Source organism: Streptomyces sp. NPDC032091 (assembly GCF_055580265.1).
The window spans coordinates 43,857-59,660 of sequence record NZ_JBVILR010000018.1 but is presented as its reverse complement, the minus strand read 5'-3'; the positions used below and the strand labels follow the sequence as shown (position 1 = coordinate 59,660).

General features: G+C 74.3%; 11 protein-coding genes. 5 read left to right on the top strand and 6 right to left on the bottom strand.

Going from position 1 to position 15,804, the window contains the following annotated elements; translation table 11 throughout:
* The first annotated feature begins 79 nt into the window (after positions 1–79).
* Both ACZ5NJ_RS26335 and ACZ5NJ_RS26330 read left to right on the top strand, forming a co-directional pair.
* A complete protein-coding gene (locus tag ACZ5NJ_RS26335) occupies positions 80–1,003 on the top strand; it encodes a MurR/RpiR family transcriptional regulator (RefSeq protein WP_468767729.1) in 924 nt (307 codons plus the stop codon).
* Between the two features lie 324 nt (positions 1,004–1,327).
* On the top strand, positions 1,328–1,720 hold the full coding sequence (locus ACZ5NJ_RS26330; RefSeq protein ID WP_468767728.1) for a hypothetical protein: 393 nt from the start codon (positions 1,328–1,330) through the stop codon (positions 1,718–1,720).
* Between the two features lie 20 nt (positions 1,721–1,740).
* On the opposite strand, the gene ACZ5NJ_RS26325 is transcribed toward ACZ5NJ_RS26330, so the two are convergent.
* From ACZ5NJ_RS26325 to ACZ5NJ_RS26305, 5 genes are all read right to left on the bottom strand, one after another.
* Entirely contained in the window at positions 1,741–3,327 is a 1,587-nt protein-coding gene (locus tag ACZ5NJ_RS26325; RefSeq protein WP_468767726.1) for a phospholipase D-like domain-containing protein, read from the bottom strand.
* Between the two features lie 235 nt (positions 3,328–3,562).
* Positions 3,563–4,672 carry an aryl-sulfate sulfotransferase gene (locus ACZ5NJ_RS26320; protein WP_468767724.1) on the bottom strand — a complete coding sequence of 370 codons (1,110 nt, stop codon included), beginning with the start codon at positions 4,670–4,672 and terminating at the stop codon, positions 3,563–3,565.
* Positions 4,673–4,741: 69 nt separating this feature from the next.
* Positions 4,742–5,758 (bottom strand): ABC transporter substrate-binding protein, encoded by a 1,017-nt coding sequence (locus tag ACZ5NJ_RS26315; RefSeq protein ID WP_468767722.1) that lies wholly within the window; start codon positions 5,756–5,758, stop codon positions 4,742–4,744.
* A 157-nt stretch (positions 5,759–5,915) separates the two neighbouring features.
* The gene (locus ACZ5NJ_RS26310; protein ID WP_468767721.1) at positions 5,916–6,635 is read right to left on the bottom strand and encodes an ABC transporter ATP-binding protein; all 720 of its coding nucleotides are present in this window, start codon (positions 6,633–6,635) and stop codon (positions 5,916–5,918) included.
* Positions 6,632–7,399 (bottom strand): ABC transporter permease, encoded by a 768-nt coding sequence (locus ACZ5NJ_RS26305; protein ID WP_468767720.1) that lies wholly within the window; start codon positions 7,397–7,399, stop codon positions 6,632–6,634. Before ACZ5NJ_RS26305 ends, ACZ5NJ_RS26310 begins: the two co-directional genes overlap by 4 nt.
* 146 nt (positions 7,400–7,545) lie before the next feature.
* Here ACZ5NJ_RS26305 and ACZ5NJ_RS26300 point away from each other — a divergent pair, with 146 nt between their 5' ends.
* Positions 7,546–8,124: a helix-turn-helix domain-containing protein gene (locus ACZ5NJ_RS26300; protein WP_468767719.1), complete on the top strand. Its 579-nt coding sequence runs from the start codon at positions 7,546–7,548 to the stop codon at positions 8,122–8,124.
* A 24-nt stretch (positions 8,125–8,148) separates the two neighbouring features.
* Here ACZ5NJ_RS26300 and ACZ5NJ_RS26295 read toward each other — a convergent pair whose 3' ends face one another.
* Positions 8,149–11,034 (bottom strand): D-alanyl-D-alanine carboxypeptidase, encoded by a 2,886-nt coding sequence (locus ACZ5NJ_RS26295; protein ID WP_468767718.1) that lies wholly within the window; start codon positions 11,032–11,034, stop codon positions 8,149–8,151.
* A gap of 340 nt (positions 11,035–11,374) precedes the next feature.
* Between ACZ5NJ_RS26295 and ACZ5NJ_RS26290 the strand changes: the two genes are divergently transcribed.
* Complete coding sequence (locus ACZ5NJ_RS26290; protein WP_468767716.1) at positions 11,375–14,596, top strand: TIM-barrel domain-containing protein; 3,222 nt, start codon at positions 11,375–11,377, stop codon at positions 14,594–14,596.
* Between the two features lie 154 nt (positions 14,597–14,750).
* Positions 14,751–15,671: an aldo/keto reductase gene (locus ACZ5NJ_RS26285; protein ID WP_468767715.1), complete on the top strand. Its 921-nt coding sequence runs from the start codon at positions 14,751–14,753 to the stop codon at positions 15,669–15,671.
* Positions 15,672–15,804 lie beyond the last annotated feature (133 nt).

Genomic DNA, 15,804 nt, shown 5'->3' with positions numbered 1-15,804 from the left:
CCGTACCGTGCCGGACGATCATCCGGCCACGGAGCGTGGGCTATGTTGGAAGGAGAGTGACGTGAGAAGGAGGCCGCCGGTGTCATCCGGGCAGCAGGCACGCGCGCAGGCGGCCGCGATCACGCCCAGCCAGAGCCCGCCGCCGGAGCGGGAGAAACCGGCGGCGGACCGGCTGCTGGCGCTCTTCGACGGCCACCGGCTCTCCCCGGGCCAGCGGCGCATCGCCCAGTACCTGATCGACCACCTCACCGAGGCCGCGTTCCTCTCCATCACCGAACTCGCCGAGCGGGTCGGCGTGAGCCAGCCCTCGGTGACCCGGTTCGCCGCCTCCCTCGGGTTCAGCGGCTACCCGGCCCTGCGCGAGGTGCTCCAGCCGATGGCGCTGAGCGCGGTGGCCGGCGGTACCCCGGACACCCGCGAGCAGATCCGGCACAACGAGCTCCAGGCCGCCGTCGACGCCGAGATCGAGAACCTGGAGAGCGTCCGGCGCCTGCTCGCCGACACCAACCAGGTCCTCGGCATCGGCCGCGAGCTGGCCCGCTCGGTCCCGCTGACCGTGCTGGGTCTGCGCATCTCCGTCTCGCTCGCCGAGTACTTCGCGTACGCGGCCCGCCGCATCCATCCCGACGTGCGCCTGGTGACCCGGGGCGGCAGCGTGGCCTACGACGCCCTGCTCCAGTCGCGGGCGGCGGGCGGCAGCTGGGTGCTGGCCTTCGCGATGCCCCGGCACGCCCACGAGACCCTGGCCGCGCTGCGGGCGGCCCGCAGCGCGGGGCTGAGCGTGGTCCTGATCACGGACCCCACGGTGGGCCCGCTGGTGGAGGAGGCCGACATCGTGCTGACGGCCGGCACCGGATCGCGGCTGGTCTTCGACTCCTACGCGGCTCCCGGCATGCTCTCCGCGGCCCTGCTCCAGGCGATGGCGGACGCCGACCCCGAACGGACCCAGGCCCGGCTCGAACAGTACGAGCAGGCCGCTGACCAGCACGGTTTCTTCCTCTAGGGGCGGTTCTCCACCCCGTGCGCACCGCAGATATTCACGAGCCGGGTATGCATGAAATTTTTCATACCCTTGCTTACTCGACGGTATATATGTTTACTGACGCAGGCGCTCCGGATCCCATCGACGCCAAGGCGGACGTTCCCCGCGTCCACCTCGAACGGACACCCAGTACGCCGAACCTCCTCACGGCGGCACCGGGTGTCGGGTCAGGGCTTACGGATCCCCGGAGGAGCGCCCCTGGCGGCCTCGGTCAACCCCTGGGCCGAGGCCGCCCCCTTTCGACAGTCTCTCGATCAGAGTTCCACACCCCTCGGAAGTGACGAGATGCCCCAGACGGCCACCCTCACGCGCAGCCCGGACTGGCCCCTCCAGGTCAAGGCCCCCGGCACGCACGACTGGGAACGCACCGCCACGCGCTGGCTGCGGGACCTCCTGCCGGCCCGCTACGGCAGCTACCTGACGCTGACCCGTCACCACGCCCTGCTGGCCCGGCACGTACAGCTCCAGCTCCAGCACGAGATGCGCGCGGTCCGCGTCGCCCTGCACACCAGCCGGGCCGAGCTGCCGACCATGGGCGTCGCCGAGTCGGTCATCGAGAACACCATCCGGATGTACGCCATCGAGCTGGAGCAGCTCGGCCGGCTCTCCCGGGGCGCGCGCCTGGTCTCCGAGGCGCTGCTGCTGGCGGCGGCCACCCCGGGTCAGCGCAGGCGCTGACCCGGAGCGGCCGCGGGCCCTCAGTTCTGGCAGAGGCCGCGCGCGTAGTCGTACGTCGCGGTCGCCTGCGAGTACTTCCACTGCGGCGCCAGCAGTGAGTCCGCCACCTGGCGGGCCGCCGACGGGCTCTCGACGACGTAGCCGAAGTCCTGGAGCCAGGACGGGTACAGGTTCTTCGAGCCGATGTAGAAGGCGGAGTCGTCCACCGACACCAGCTTGTGGTGCTGGGCGTACGGCTTGCCGTCCGCCCACGTCGCGCGGTCCGAGGCGCGGAAGGACGCCAGCTGGAGGTTCTGGCACATCGCTGCCTTCGACCGGCGCTCGTCGCCGGTCAGCGCGGTCAGCCGGCCGCGCAGCGCGTCGCCCACCTCGTTCAGCGACTTGATCTGCGAGTAGCCGCCGCTGCCGACCGCGCCGCGGTTGGCCGGGTCGCTGACCACGATGCGCACCTTGACCCCGGCGACCAGCTTCGCGGCCAGGACGTCGTAGAGGCGGACGTCGTAGCGGGGCAGCGGCGGGCAGGTCGCGTGGAGGTCCTGCTGGGAGATCTCGACGTGGCTGGTCGCGCTGGCGACCAGCGCCCGCAGGGCGCTCTCCTCCGGGTTGACCGTGTCGTAGTCCCGGTCGGCGTTGGTGTAGTCGTGCACCCCGACACCGCACTTGGTGTCGGACGCCGTCGGCAGGACGGGCTTGAACGCCGAGGCCGGGTCGTTCTGGCGGATGCCCACGCCGAGGCCGCCGACCGCGAGGGCCGGGACGTCACCGCCGCCGGCCGGGGCGGCCGGCCGGGGGAGGGTGGGCATGCAGCCCGCGTCGTTCGTCGAGGCGAACCAGACGCTGGCCCAGCTGCCCTTGTTGCGGCAGGTCCAGTCCCACAGGGTGTCGAGGTAGCGGCCGGCGGAGCCCGCCGCCGGGCCCGACAGCGCCAGGTCGACGTCGTTCACCGGGTGCGTGGTGTCGAGGTAGTCGTCCTTCCAGCTGTTGATGCCGCCGGTGATCACCGTGCCGCCGTCGACCACGACGAGCTTGGAGTGGTTCCAGGAGAACCCGGTCTTCGAGGTCGTCATCGAGGCCACGTTGAGGGTGACGTTCGCCGCCGCCGGACCGAGCCTGGCGGTCAGTTCGTCCCGGTAGGAGGACGGGATCACGTTGGCGTGGTAGATCGGCGCGGCACCGACCAGGATGCGCACCTGGAGCCGGTTGCCCTGCGCGGCCGACTCCTTCAGGCCCGCCACGATCGCGTCCTGGAAGGCCCCGTTGGGGAAGGGTGCCAGCGTGGATATGTCCACGCTCTGCTTCGCCTTCGCGATGTCCTCGCGCATCGTGTCGAGCAGGCGGCGCGAGCCCGGCCGGTCCGTGCAGGAGGGGTCGCCCCAGCAGCCGGGGGTCTGGAGCAGCCAGTCGGAGCCGCCGGGGGCGGAGGAGCCCAGCCGGTTGCCCGCGGTGCGCTCCCAGACCGAGCCCTCCAGCCCGGGGGAGGACTGGCGCACAGCCTGCTCGACGGAGTCCAGGTGCGGGGTGGGGGCGTCGGCGAAGGCCGGGGCGGCGGGGAGCAGGGCGAAGGGGAGCGCGAGTGAGAGGGCCGTCGTGCGGACGGTGCGTGCCAATGTGGTTCCTCGGTCAGGGGGGTGGCTCGGGCCGGGGGCACCGGGAGGGTGCCGGACTCCGACCTTGATCAACTCGCGCAAGTTACCAGCCCGTAAGGTGCCGTTCATCCCGCCTGGTCTGCTTCCGGCCACCCCGGCCGGCCGCCGCTGGCGCCGCCGGAGCGGCGGCCGGACAGGCCGACGGGACCCGGGTGGCCGGATCCCGCCGGTGGAACATTCGCTTCCGCCCGGAGCGTCAGAGCCAGGGGATCTCGTCGGCGCCGTGGCGGTAGGCGCGGAACACCGAGTTCTGCGCGCCCCGGGAGGACTCCATGCCCGTCCCCTCGCGGAAGGAACCGAACTCCGGCACCACGAACTCCCAGACCACGTCCCCTTCCGGGGTCACCTCGAAGAGCCGGCCGAACGAGCCCTCCGCGATGAAGGTGTTCCCGTTCGGCAGTCGCTGCGCACTCGACATGTACGGGCTGTAGAAGTTCTGCGGCGGGTTGTCCTCGTACGACCAGACCTCCTTGCCCGTGGCCGGATCGAGCTCCAGCACCCGCGAGTACGGCACCGAAGTCGTGTCCCGGTACGTCCCGTTGTCGAACACCAGGATGGTGCCGCCCGGCAGCTCGTGCGGGTAGTGCTGCTGCGCCAGCACGTCCGGCCCGATCCGCCAGCGCACCGAGCCGTCGGCCCGGTCGATGCCCACCGCCGTCGACGCGCTGCGGAAGCCCACCACGACACCGCCGTCGGCGAGCTCGTCGACCGTGTTGGCCATCGGCCAGTGCTCACGGGCGAAGTGCCGGTTCAGCGGCACCTCCTCCGGGTCCAGGTGCTCGATCGCCGCCCAGCGCCAGACGGTCTCGCCCTCCCAGGTCAGCTCGTACACCACGTCCCCGTAGATCACCCCGCCCGGGGCCTCCGAGCCGGGGATGCCGCCGCGGATCCGGGCGGCGTCGGCCGGCGCGAGCGGCTCGACGGTGGTGATGAGCAGGTTGCCGTTGCGCAGGACGGTGGCGTCGTGGTGGTGGAAGGGGTGGCGCACCTCGCGCAGCACCGTGGAGTCGGGGGCCAGCTCCTGGAAGATGCCGCCGTGGTAGACGTCCCAGATGGGGAAGAGGGTCGGGCCCGAGGTGTCCTTGGCCGCGTAGAAGAGGTTGCCGTTCGGGAGCAGCCGGGCCTGGCGGCCGGGCGGGTGCGGGGAGTTCCAGGTGTGGGCGGTCCTGCCCTCGATGTCCACGAGGTGGATCCGGCCCTCGCCGGCGATCGGCGTGTAGAGGGTGTAGCCGCCGTAGCTGCGCCCGGGGTCGTGGGCGCGCAGGCCGGTGCCGCGGCGGCGCAGGGTGTTCTGGTCGACGCTCATGGGGTGCTCCTGTCGGTCGCTGGGGTGGTTCGGGACATGGGGGGTGTCGGGGGATGTCAGGGGAGGGGGTCAGTCGGTGAGGGTGACGGCGGCCGGGTCCGCGGCCTTGAGCGGGCCGGGGTTCAGCCGGGCGCGGAGGGCCTGCCGGTCGGCGGGGCCGGGGAGGGACTGGGCGGCCTTGGCCCAGGCGGCCTCGTCGGCCAGCTGCGCCAGGAGGTCGGGGGTCAGGCTCGGGCCGTAGGTGTAGCGGGGCTGGAAGTCCTCGACGTAGCCGGGCTCCAGCGCGCCCTTGGACTGCTTGACGACCGCCGCGCGGGCGGCGGCCGGGTCGGCCTCCGCGGCCTGCCGGGCGCGCAGCACCGTACGCAGGACGGCGGTGGTGTCCCCGTCGGCCGCGCCGGGCCCGGCGACGAGCAGGGTGCGGGCCGTGTAGCCGGAGAAGGGGAGTTCGGCGTAGCGCTCGCCGAGGGCGGTGCGGGCGGCCGCGTAGAAGCTCGGGAAGGTCACCCCGGCGTCGACGTCGCCCCGCGCGAGGGCGGCCGTGACCTGGTTCGGGGCCAGGTTGACCACCGTCACGTCGGCGGCCGTCAGCTGCGCGGAGGCGAGCATCCGGCTCAGGGCGTACTCGACGTTCGTGCCCTGCGGTACCCCGATCCTGCGCCCCTTCAGCGAGGCGAAGCCGGTGACCTGCCGGTCGGTACGGGTGAGCAGCCGCCAGTCCGAGAACCGGGACAGTTCGGCGACGATCCGCACGTCCCGGCCGCCGAGCGCCGCCGTGACGGCGGGCAGGTCGCCGACGACCCCGAACCGGGCCTGCCCGCCGAGCACGGCGTTCAGCGCGTCCCGCCCGGTGGGCAGGGTGGTCACGGTGGCGGCGACGCCCTCCGCGGCCCACAGTCCCCGCTCCTGCGCGAGGTACACGGGCGCCCCGCCGAGCTGGTCGCTCCCGGCGATGGTGGCCTCGTGGCGCGCGGCGGGCTTCCCGCTGCTGCCGCCGCCGTCACCGCCGCCACTTCCGCAGGCGGTGGCGAACAGGGACAGGACGGCGACGAACAGCACGGCGGCGGCCGCACGGGGTCTGGGCATGGGGGGTCCTTTCGGGAGGGGGGAGGGGGAGTTCTACGGGGGGGGCTTGGCGGTCCGGCCGGCGCGGTGCGCCGGTCCCACCGCCCGCCGGACGGCACGGTCCGCCGGGCCGGCCGGGGTCGCCGTATGGGGGCTGGGTGCCTCGGTCGTGGCGGGGTCAGGCAGTGCCCAGGTGGCCGGCGATCAGGGCCCGCAGGGACGGGTCCGGGGGGCCCGGGGCGACCGGGTGGTCGGCCTGGACACGGGCCGGGGAGCCGCCGAGGACCACCACCCGCCCGGCCAGGGCAAGGGCCTCGTCGATGTCGTGCGTCACGAACAGCACCGTCGTGCCGCGCCGCCGCCACAGCTCCCGCAGCAGCTCCTGCATCCGGCCGCGCGTCAGCGCGTCCAGCGCCCCGAACGGCTCGTCCAGCAGCAGGACTTCCGGCTCGGCGGCCAGCGCCCGGGCCAGCGCCACCCGCTGCTGCATCCCGCCCGACAGCTCGGCCGGGTACTTGCGCGCCCCGTCGGCGAGCCCGACCTCCTCCAGCGCCGCCAGCGCCCGCGCGCGCCGCTCCGGGCGCGGCAGCCCGAGCCGCTTCAGGGCGAACTCGACGTTGCCCAGGGCCGTCCGCCACGGGAAGAGCGCGTAGTGCTGGAAGACGACGCCCCGCTGGGGCCCCGGCTCCCGCACCGGCTCGGAACCGGCCGTCACCCGTCCCGCCGTCGGCCGCACGAAGCCGGCCACCGCGCCCAGCACCGTCGACTTCCCGCAGCCGCTGGGGCCCAGCAGCGCGGTGAACGAACCCGCCGGGAACGTCAGGTCCATCGGTTCCAGCACCGGCGCGGCGCCCCCGTACCCGACCGACAGTCCCTCCAGCCGTACCTCCAGGCTCATGAGGCGCTCCAGTGCACGAAGCGGCGTCCGACGGCGGCCAGCACCAGGTCCGCGGCCACCCCGAGCAGTCCGAGGACGATCAGACCCGCGAACATCCGGTCCACCCGCAGGAACTGGCCGTCCACCTGGAGCCGGTACGCCAGCCCGCTGTCGGCGCCGCCCAGTTCGGCGGCGACCAACGCCAGCAGCGCCACCGACGCGCCGTAGCGCAGCGCGGCCAGCAGCGCGGGCGCGGCGGCCGGCAGCAGCACCTCGGTGAACCGCCGGTGCAGCGGCGCCCCCAGCGTGCGGGCCGCCCGCAGGTGCGAGACCGGCACCCGCGAGACCCCGTCGTGGACGTAGAGCCAGACCGCGAGGGCGACGGCGTACGCGATCAGCAGGCGCTTGGCGCTCTCGCCGATCCCGAACCAGGCGGTGGCGAGCGGGACCAGCGCGACGGCCGGGATCGGGCGGAGGAAGGACACCACCGGGGTGACGGCCGCCGACAGTCGCGGCAGGTAGCCCGTGGCGAACCCGAGCGAGCCGCCGACGGACGCCCCCAGCGCGAAGCCCTGGCCCGCGCGGGCCAGGCTCGCGCCGAGGTCCTCGGCCAGGACGCCGCTGCGGACGCCCTCGGCCAGCGCGGCCGCCGTGGCGGCCGGACCGGGCAGCAGACCCGGAGCCACCGCACCGGACCAGGCCGCCAGCGACCAGAGCGCCAGCACGGCGCCGGCCGCGCCGAGCGCGGGGCCGACCCGGGCGGCGGGGGAGGGGGTGGCTTGCACGGGGTACTCCTCGGTTCGTTCCGGCGGCGGCCGCCGTTGATAAGTGAGATCAATAATTGACCACACTTATGAACGGGCTGTTGCAGCAGTACGAAACCTTCGGCGCCCGCCCGGGGCCCCGAAACCGATGGGGTACGTTCACCAGCGTGTCCCGACCCCGAACCGAACCCGCGCCCGAAGCGATAGAGGTGGGCCAGGCGATCCGCGACTGCCGCACGGCACGCCGCGTCTCCATGGCCGTACTCGCCTCCCGCTCAGGGCTCTCGCAGCCCTTCCTCAGCCAGCTGGAGCGCGGCCTGGCCACACCGAGCCTCAGCTCGATCTACCGCATCGCCGAAGCCCTCGACGTGGCCCCCGGCACCTTCCTGCGCCCCCCGGAACGCCCGGGCGTGATCAGCCACCAGAGCGACCCCCAGGTCATCCGGGTCTCCGAGGCCGCGGGCCAGGTGGCCCAGGTCCTCATCCCGGGCGGCCGCAGCGGGCTGATGGAGGCGTACGAGCACCACTTCGAGCCCGGACAGGGCGAGCGGGGCTGGTTCGAGCACCCCGGCGAGGACTTCCTGTACGTCCTGGAGGGGGAAATCGTCCTGGAGCTCCGCGGCGAGACCCCCCTCACCCTCCGCGCGGGCCAGAGCGCCCACCACCGCGGCGACGTCCCCCACCGCTGCGCCCTGCCCGACGGCGCGGCCCCGGCCCGCACCCTGCTGGTCATCGCCAACCCGTAGCGGCGCGCCCCCGCCGGTTCCCCGTCAGGAGAGCCGGGTCACGCGCCTGCCGAACGAGGGCTCGGCGAGCCGGGTGCCGACCGCCACGGGGACGGTCTTCGCACCCGGACCCTCACCCACCGTCAGCACCGCCACCTCGGTCCCCTCCCGGGCCTCGTGCGGCACGGACGTGCCGCCGGCCGGGCCGAGCGTGAGCCGCAGCGTCTGGCCCGGTACGGCGATCACCGACAGGTCCTTCGTCGCGACGAGCGGGGTACGGCCGCCGAGGCCGTCGGAGACGTGGCCCACCAGCTGGCCCTTGTGGATCACGGGGGTGGAGGCGAGGGCCTTGCGGACGGCTTCGATGACCGTGCCGCTGTTCTTCAGCACCAGGTCGAGGCTGTCGGCGGCGTCCCGGTCGGGCGGGGGCGCGTGCTGGTCCATCATCGCGCCGAGGAGCAGGGGCGTCTCGTCGCCGACCGACTTCTCCGCGGCCCACACCAGGGTGCCGCCGGCGGGAGTGCTGGACCCCGTTTTGATGCCCTTGCTTCCCAGGCCCTTGGCCCCGAGCAGGGTGTTGCTGTTGATGAGCGGCTCGACCACGCCCTTGATCGTTTCGTAGGGCGTCGCCACGATCGCGCGGAAGGTCTCGTCCTGCATCACCGCCTCGGCGAGCCTGAGCTGGTCGACGGCGGTGCTGACGGTGCCGGCGTTCAGGCCGCTGGGGTCCGTGTACGTGGTGTTCCGCATCCCGAGCTCCCGGGCGGCCGCGTTCATCTGGGCGACGAAGGCCGCCTCACCGCCGCTGCCCCCGTCCCAACGGGCGAGCAGGCGGGCGATGTTGTTGGCGGACGGGATCATCACCATCTTGAGCATCTCCCGCTGGCTGAACTTCTGCCCGGCCTTGAGGAACTTGATCCGCGACTCGTCCCCGGAGGCGCTCTCGGCGGCCGCCTGCGCGTCGATCTCGATCTGCGGACCCGCATCGCCCGTGCGCAGCGGATGGTTCTTGAGGATGACGTACGCCGTCATCACCTTCGCCACGCTGGCCGTCGGCACGGGCTTCTGCTCCCCGAAGGTGGCGATGTCGCCGGAACCCGAGACGCGGACGGCCCCCTGGCCCTTGGCCGGCCAGGGGATGGACAGCGAGCCCTCCAGGGTGACCGAGTCCTCTGCGGCGACGAGCCGCGGGGCCGGGAGCGGGCGCAGCATCTGGCCGCCCGCGACGGCGGCCCCGAGCAGCAGGACGATCGGGGTCCACACCTTGACGCGGCGCGTGACGGTACGGCGCGGGGTCTCCGGCGGGGCAGGGGTGTTGGTGAGCTCGGCGAGCAGGTCGAGGGCCGGGCGGGGGGTCTCCCGGGTGGGTTCCAGGACCGGGGCCGACGGCGGGGCCGTGGGGGCCGGCCCGGGCTTCGGCCCGGCGGCGCCGGTGTCCTTGAGCGCGCGGAACTCGCGGGTCCGCTCGGGGTCACGGGGCCGCGCTGCCGTGGGGCCGGAGTGCGGCGTGGCCGGTCGGCCGGCCGGCGTGCCCTTCCGCTGCGCGGGGGGCTCGTCGCGTCCTCCCGTACGGTGGTCGCGCGTCTCGCCTTCGCGCTGCTCCCCGGCCGTCGGCTCCGGGGCGTCGGGCGCCGCCTCGGGGGAGGCCGGGCCGCCCTCCCGGGCCCCGGTCGGGGGCCGGTCCCGAGTCGCCCCCGCTGTCCCTCCGGAACCGGTGGCGGCCGCGCCGTCGTCCTCGGGGCGCTCCGGCTCGTCGTCGCCCCTGGCCCAGGAGGGGCGGGGGGCGCGTGCGGTCCCGTCCGGCTTCGCCGTGCCCGTCGCGGCTTCGCCGTCCGGCCGGTCGTCCTGCTTCGCCCACGCGGGACGGCGTACGGGTGCCGCAGCGCCGCCAGCCCCGGTCGTGCCGCCGTCGCCGGCCTTCGCCGCGGAACGGCGGTCGTCCTGCGGGCCGGGGCCGCCGGTCCGCGTGACGCGGTCCCCCGCGGCCGGGCCCTGGGCGCCGTCCTCTTCGGGAGCGGCGACCGTGCTCGCGTCCTCGGCCCTGGCGCCGGGCTCGCCGGAGTGCGCGGTACGGGAGGCCTCGGCCACCGTCGGGCGCGGCCGCGCGGGGCCGTCCCCGCTCTCGGTTGCCGGGCCTTCCGCGGTGGCGGCGGGTTCGGCCGGGGCCTCCTCGTCCAGCGCGTCGGGCTCCGGCGCGGCGGCGTCCGCATCCCCGTGCTCGGGGCCGTCGTCCTGACCGTGGCGGGAGCCCCTCTCCGTGGGGGTGCCGCCTCCGGCCGGGGCGTCCCCGGCCGGGGCGTCCCCGGCCGTCGGCTCGGCTTCGGCGGAGGCCCGGCCGGAGGCGGCGGCGTCCGCGACGCGGGGCTTCTTCACCGTCGGGGCGTGCCGCACCGCGGCCGTGGCATCCCGGTCGGCGGCGCCGCCCGCGACGGAGCCGGGTTCCGCCTCCGCGGGGACATCGGCCACGGAGCCGGGTTCCGCCTCCGCGGGGACATCGGCCACGGGGCCGGTGCCGGCGGTCCCGGGGTCCGGGAGGTCCGGGGTGCCCGGCGCCGCGGGGGCTGCGTCCCGGGCCGTGGCCGGCGGCTCCATGACGTCGGCCCGCTCCCGCCCGGCGCCGCCGCCCGACGCCGTCTCCGCTTCGCCGGGCTTCCGCCCGGCCGGGGCATCGGCACCGGTCCGCGTACGCTCCGTGCGGGCGGAGGCGCCGGCGGCCCGGGGGGCCTCGTCCTCCGAGGCCTTCGGGGCGGCGGCGTCCGCGTCCTCGGGCGTGGCAGCGGACGGCGGGTTCTCCGGGGCGGAGGCGGCATCCTGTTCCGGCTCCGCGCCGCCCTGTTCCTGCACGGCCAGGGCGCGGGCATCCGCGTCGGCCTCCACCCGCCCGGCCGGGGCGAGGGTTCCTTCGCCGCCCGGCACCGTTTCCGCCTTCATCCACGCCACCTTGCTGTTCGTACCCGGCCGCGCCGGTCTCGCCGTCATGTCGACAGGGCCGTCTCCGGCCCGCTGATCACCTAGATGTTCGACCCCGCCCCCGCGTTCCGCGCCCGGCGGCCTGTGACCGTTCGGTCATACTCCGCCCCCGTCGGCCGCGCCGCGGGCCCTCCGCCCGGGCGTAACGGAGCCGGGAGACCGGCTGCCTCCCTCTGCTCAAATCTGCGCGCTATCGCGGGACTTCGAGCAAGTTCCTTCAAGAACCGTGCCGGGGTCGCTATCTTTCCGGGTGCATGCCAAAGCGGTTGTCCGCGATCCGGACCGCACGAGGAGCTGCCCCATGAGTCAGAAACGTCCGACCACGAGGCACGACCACCCCCGCACCCGGCACGACCCCCCACACCCCCGCACCCGCATCCGCCCCGGCCTCGCGGCCCTACTCGCCGGTGCCCTCGCCGTCGCCGGGCTCGCGGCCGCCGGGCCGGCCACCGCCCGCGCGGCGGCCGCCCCGGCGGCACCGTCCACCACCGCCGGCTCGGCCACCGCCCTGTCCCAGTCGGGCGGCACCTTCACCGTGAGCACCACCAGCGGCGCCAAGGCCCGGGTGACCATCGCCCGCGCCGACATCTTCCGGCTCTGGCTGTCCCCCGACGGCTCCTTCACCGACGACCCGGCCGGCTCCGACCTCGCCCCCACCACCGACTTCGGCCCGGTGGCCGCGAATTACGCCGACGCGGGCGCGTACTACCGGATCACCACCGGCTCCCTCTCCCTCCACGTCAACAAGTCGCCGCTGATGTTCTCCCTCTACCGGGCCGACGACACCACCCCCGTCTGGCAGGAGACCCAGCCCACCAGGTGGGGCGGCGGCAAGACCGTCCAGACCCTGGCCCGCGGCGCCGACGAGCAGTTCTACGGCACCGGCCTGCGCCTCGGCGAGTGGGCGCTGCGCGACAAGACCGTCCCCGTGGCCGTCGACAACAACTGGCGCGAGAACGACAACGCCAGCCCCGCCCCCTTCTACATGTCCACCCGCGACTACGGCGTCATGCGCAACACCTGGGCCCCCGGCTCGTACGCCTTCAACGCGCCCACCACCCTCACCCACGACGAGAACCGCTTCGACGCCTGGTACTTCACGGGCGACTCCCTCAAATCCGTCCTCGACGCCTACACCGACGTCAGCGGCAAGCCCTTCATGGCGCCGATGTGGGGCTTCGAACTCGGCAACGCCGACTGTTTCAACGCCTCCAACCCCGCCTACCAGGGCGACCACAACAGGCTCCGCCACCAGACCACGCCCGACGTGGTCGGCTACGCCACCGACGCCCGCGCCGCCGACATGCCCTCGGGCTGGTTCCTGCCCAACGACGGCTACGGCTGCGGCTACACCGCCCCCCTGAAGTCCACGGTCGACGCCTTGAAGGCCAAGGGCTTCCAGACCGGCCTGTGGACCTCCACCGGCCTCGGCTCCATCGCCGACGAGGTGGGCACGGCCGGCTCCCGCGGCGTCAAGACCGACGTGGCCTGGATCGGCGGCGGCTACAAGACCGCCTTCCAGGGCGTCCAGCAGGCCGTCGACGGCATCGAGAAGAACTCCGACGCCCGCCGCTACGTCTGGACCGTCGACGGCTGGGCCGGCACCCAGCGCAACGCCGTCGTCTGGACCGGTGACACCCACGGCACCTGGGACGACATGCGCTGGCACGTCCCCGCCATCGCCGGAGCCGGCCTCTCCGGCCTCAACTACGCCTCGGGCGACGTCGACGGGATCTTCGGCGGCAGCCCCAAGACGTACACCCGCGACCTCCAGTGGAAGGCCTTCACCCCCGCCTTCATGACCATGTCCGGCTGGGGCGCGACCAACCCGTCCGCCGGCTACCAGGACAAGCAGCCCTGGCGCTTCACCGAGCCCTACCTCTCCATCAACCGCAAGTACCTCCAGCTCAAGATGCGGCTGATGCCCTACCTGTACACGATGAGCCGCGTCGCCCACGACACCGGCGTCCCCAGCACCCGTGCGATGGTCCTGGAGTACCCCGACGACCCGGTGGCCCGCGGCAACCTCACCAGCGGCCAGTTCATGGCCGGGGACTCCTTCCTCGTCGCACCCGTCGTCTCCGACACCGCCGTCCGCGACGGCATCTACCTCCCGGCCGGCACCTGGACCGACTACTGGACGGGCAGGACGTACAGCGGCCCCGGCTGGCTGAACGGCTACCAGGCACCCCTCGACACCCTCCCCCTCTTCGTCAAGGGCGGGGCCGTCGTCCCGATGTGGCCGCAGATGAACTACGGCGGCGAGAAGCCCGTCTCCACCCTCACCTACGACATCCACCCCCGCGGCGCCTCCTCCTTCGACCTCTACGAGGACGACGGCCGCACCCGCGCCTACGCCTCCGGCGCCTACGCCCGCCAGCGCGTCGACGTCACCGCCCCGGCGAGCGGCGCCGGCACGGTCACCGTCGACGTGGGCGCCCCCACCGGAAGCTACGCCGGCCAACCCGCCTCCCGCGGCTACGAGTTCACCCTCCACGTGGCCTCCGCGCCCTCCGCCCTCACCCTGGACGGCGCCACCCCGCCCCGGCTGACGAGCAAGGCCGCCTACGACGCGGCGACCACCGGCTGGTTCTTCGACCCGGCCGACCGGGGCGGCGTCCTCTGGATCAAGACCGGCCCGAAGGCCACGGCCTTCTCCCTCACGGCCACCGGCACCACGATCCCCGCCGCCGACCCGATCCCGGTCACCTCGTCCCCCCTCTCCCAGTCCGCCTGGACCCTGGTCTCCGCCGACAGCCAGGAGACGGCCGCCGAGAACGGGGCCGCCGTCAACGCCTTCGACGGCAACCCCGCCACCTTCTGGCACACCGCCTGGTCCTCCAACAAGCCGGCCCCCCTGCCGCACGAGATCCGGATCGACCTGGGCGCCCGCTACACCGTCGACGGCCTCGGCTACCTGCCGCGCCAGGACGGCGGCGTCAACGGCCGGATCGGGGGCTACGAGGTCTACGTCTCCGACACCACCACCGACTGGGGCACCCCGGCCGCCACCGGCACCTTCGCCGACACCGCGACGCTGAAATCCGTCACCCTGGCCCCGCGCACCGGCCGCTACCTCCGCCTGCGGGCCCTGACGGAAGCCGGGGGCCGGGGCCCGTGGACCAGCGCCGCGGAGATCACCCTCACGGGCCGCCCCACCCCCCTCCCGTCGAACGCCACCCTCGTCAACGCGGCCTCCGCGTCCTGCCTGGACCTTCCCCACAGCGCCACCGCCCCGGGCACCGCCCCCACCCTCTACTCCTGCCACGGCGGCCCCAACCAGCGCTGGACCCTCCAGAGCGACGGCCGCCTGACCGGCCTGAACGGCGTCTGCCTGGACGCCGCCGACGCCGCCCGCGTCACCGTCCAACCCTGCGCGGGCACCCCCACCCAGACCTGGCAGCCCGGCCCGGACGGCAGCCTCCGCGCCGCGGGCCAGTGCCTCACCCCGTCGGGCGACGGCCTCCTCACCCGCACCCCGTGCGCATCCACCCCGGCCCAACGCTGGACCTTCACCCCCTGACCCCCCTGACCCCATGACCCGCCCCCGCGGCCCCGTCGCCTCAGCCGCGACGGGGCCGCGGGCGCCAACGCACCCCGCCCCCCTGCGGACGGACCCGGCCCCGAGCCCCCGAAACCCCTGGTGCGGATCCCGGCACGCGCGGGATGATCACCGGATGACCACAGAAACGATCACCGTCACCGCCGCCGCCTCGGGCACCTGGACCCTGGGGGACATGACGGTCAACCGCATCGGATTCGGGGCGATGCGGGTGCCCCAGGACGGACCCGCCCTCCGGGCCGACGCCGTGCCCAGCGACCGCGACCGGGCCGTGGCCGTGCTGCGCCGCGCCGTCGAACTCGGGGTGAACCACATCGACACCGCCGCCTTCTACTTCTCCCCGCTGCGCTCCGCCAACGAGCTGATCAACCGGGCCCTCGGCGGCCCCTACCCGGACGACCTGGTCATCGCCACCAAGGTCGGCCCCCGGCGCGACCCCTCCGGGGAATGGGCCGAGCACGCCCGTACCGCACGCGAACTGCGCGGCCAGGTCGAGGAGAACCTCCGCCAGCTCGGCCGCGACCACCTCGACCTGGTCAACCTGCGCGTCCTCGGCACCGACTCCGTCGCCGACCGCTTCGGCGCCCTGGCCGAGCTCCGCGAGGCCGGGCTCATCCGTCACCTCGGCGTCTCCAACGTCACCCCCGAGCAGCTCGCCGAGGCCCGGACCATCGCGCCGGTCGTCTGCGTGCAGAACATGTACGGCATCGGCGTCCGCCCCGAGCAGGACGCGTTCGTCCGCCACTGCGGGGAGCAGGGCATCGCCTTCGTGCCGTTCTACTCGATCGCCGCCGCCGGCCGCGAGGACGGCGCGGGCGGCTCCGAGAGCGGTGAACTCCTCGCCGTCGCCAGGGAGCACGGGGCGAGCACCGCACAGGTCCGCCTCGCCTGGACCCTGCACCGCGGCCCCCACATGCTCGCCATCCCCGGCACCGGCAACCCCGCCCACCTCGACGCCAACGTCGCCGCCGGCGCCCTCCGCCTGACCGGGCACGACCTGGCCCGCCTGGAAACCCTCCACCACACGGACGCGTAGGGCCTGTCGTCAAACTCCCGTCGTCGCCCGGGCAGACGGGAGTTTGACGACAAAAACCCACCCCAAGAGGGGGGGGTGGCCTACCCCCCCCCCCGCCTCCCGCACCACCCGCGGAGTGGCAACGAAAACCCCC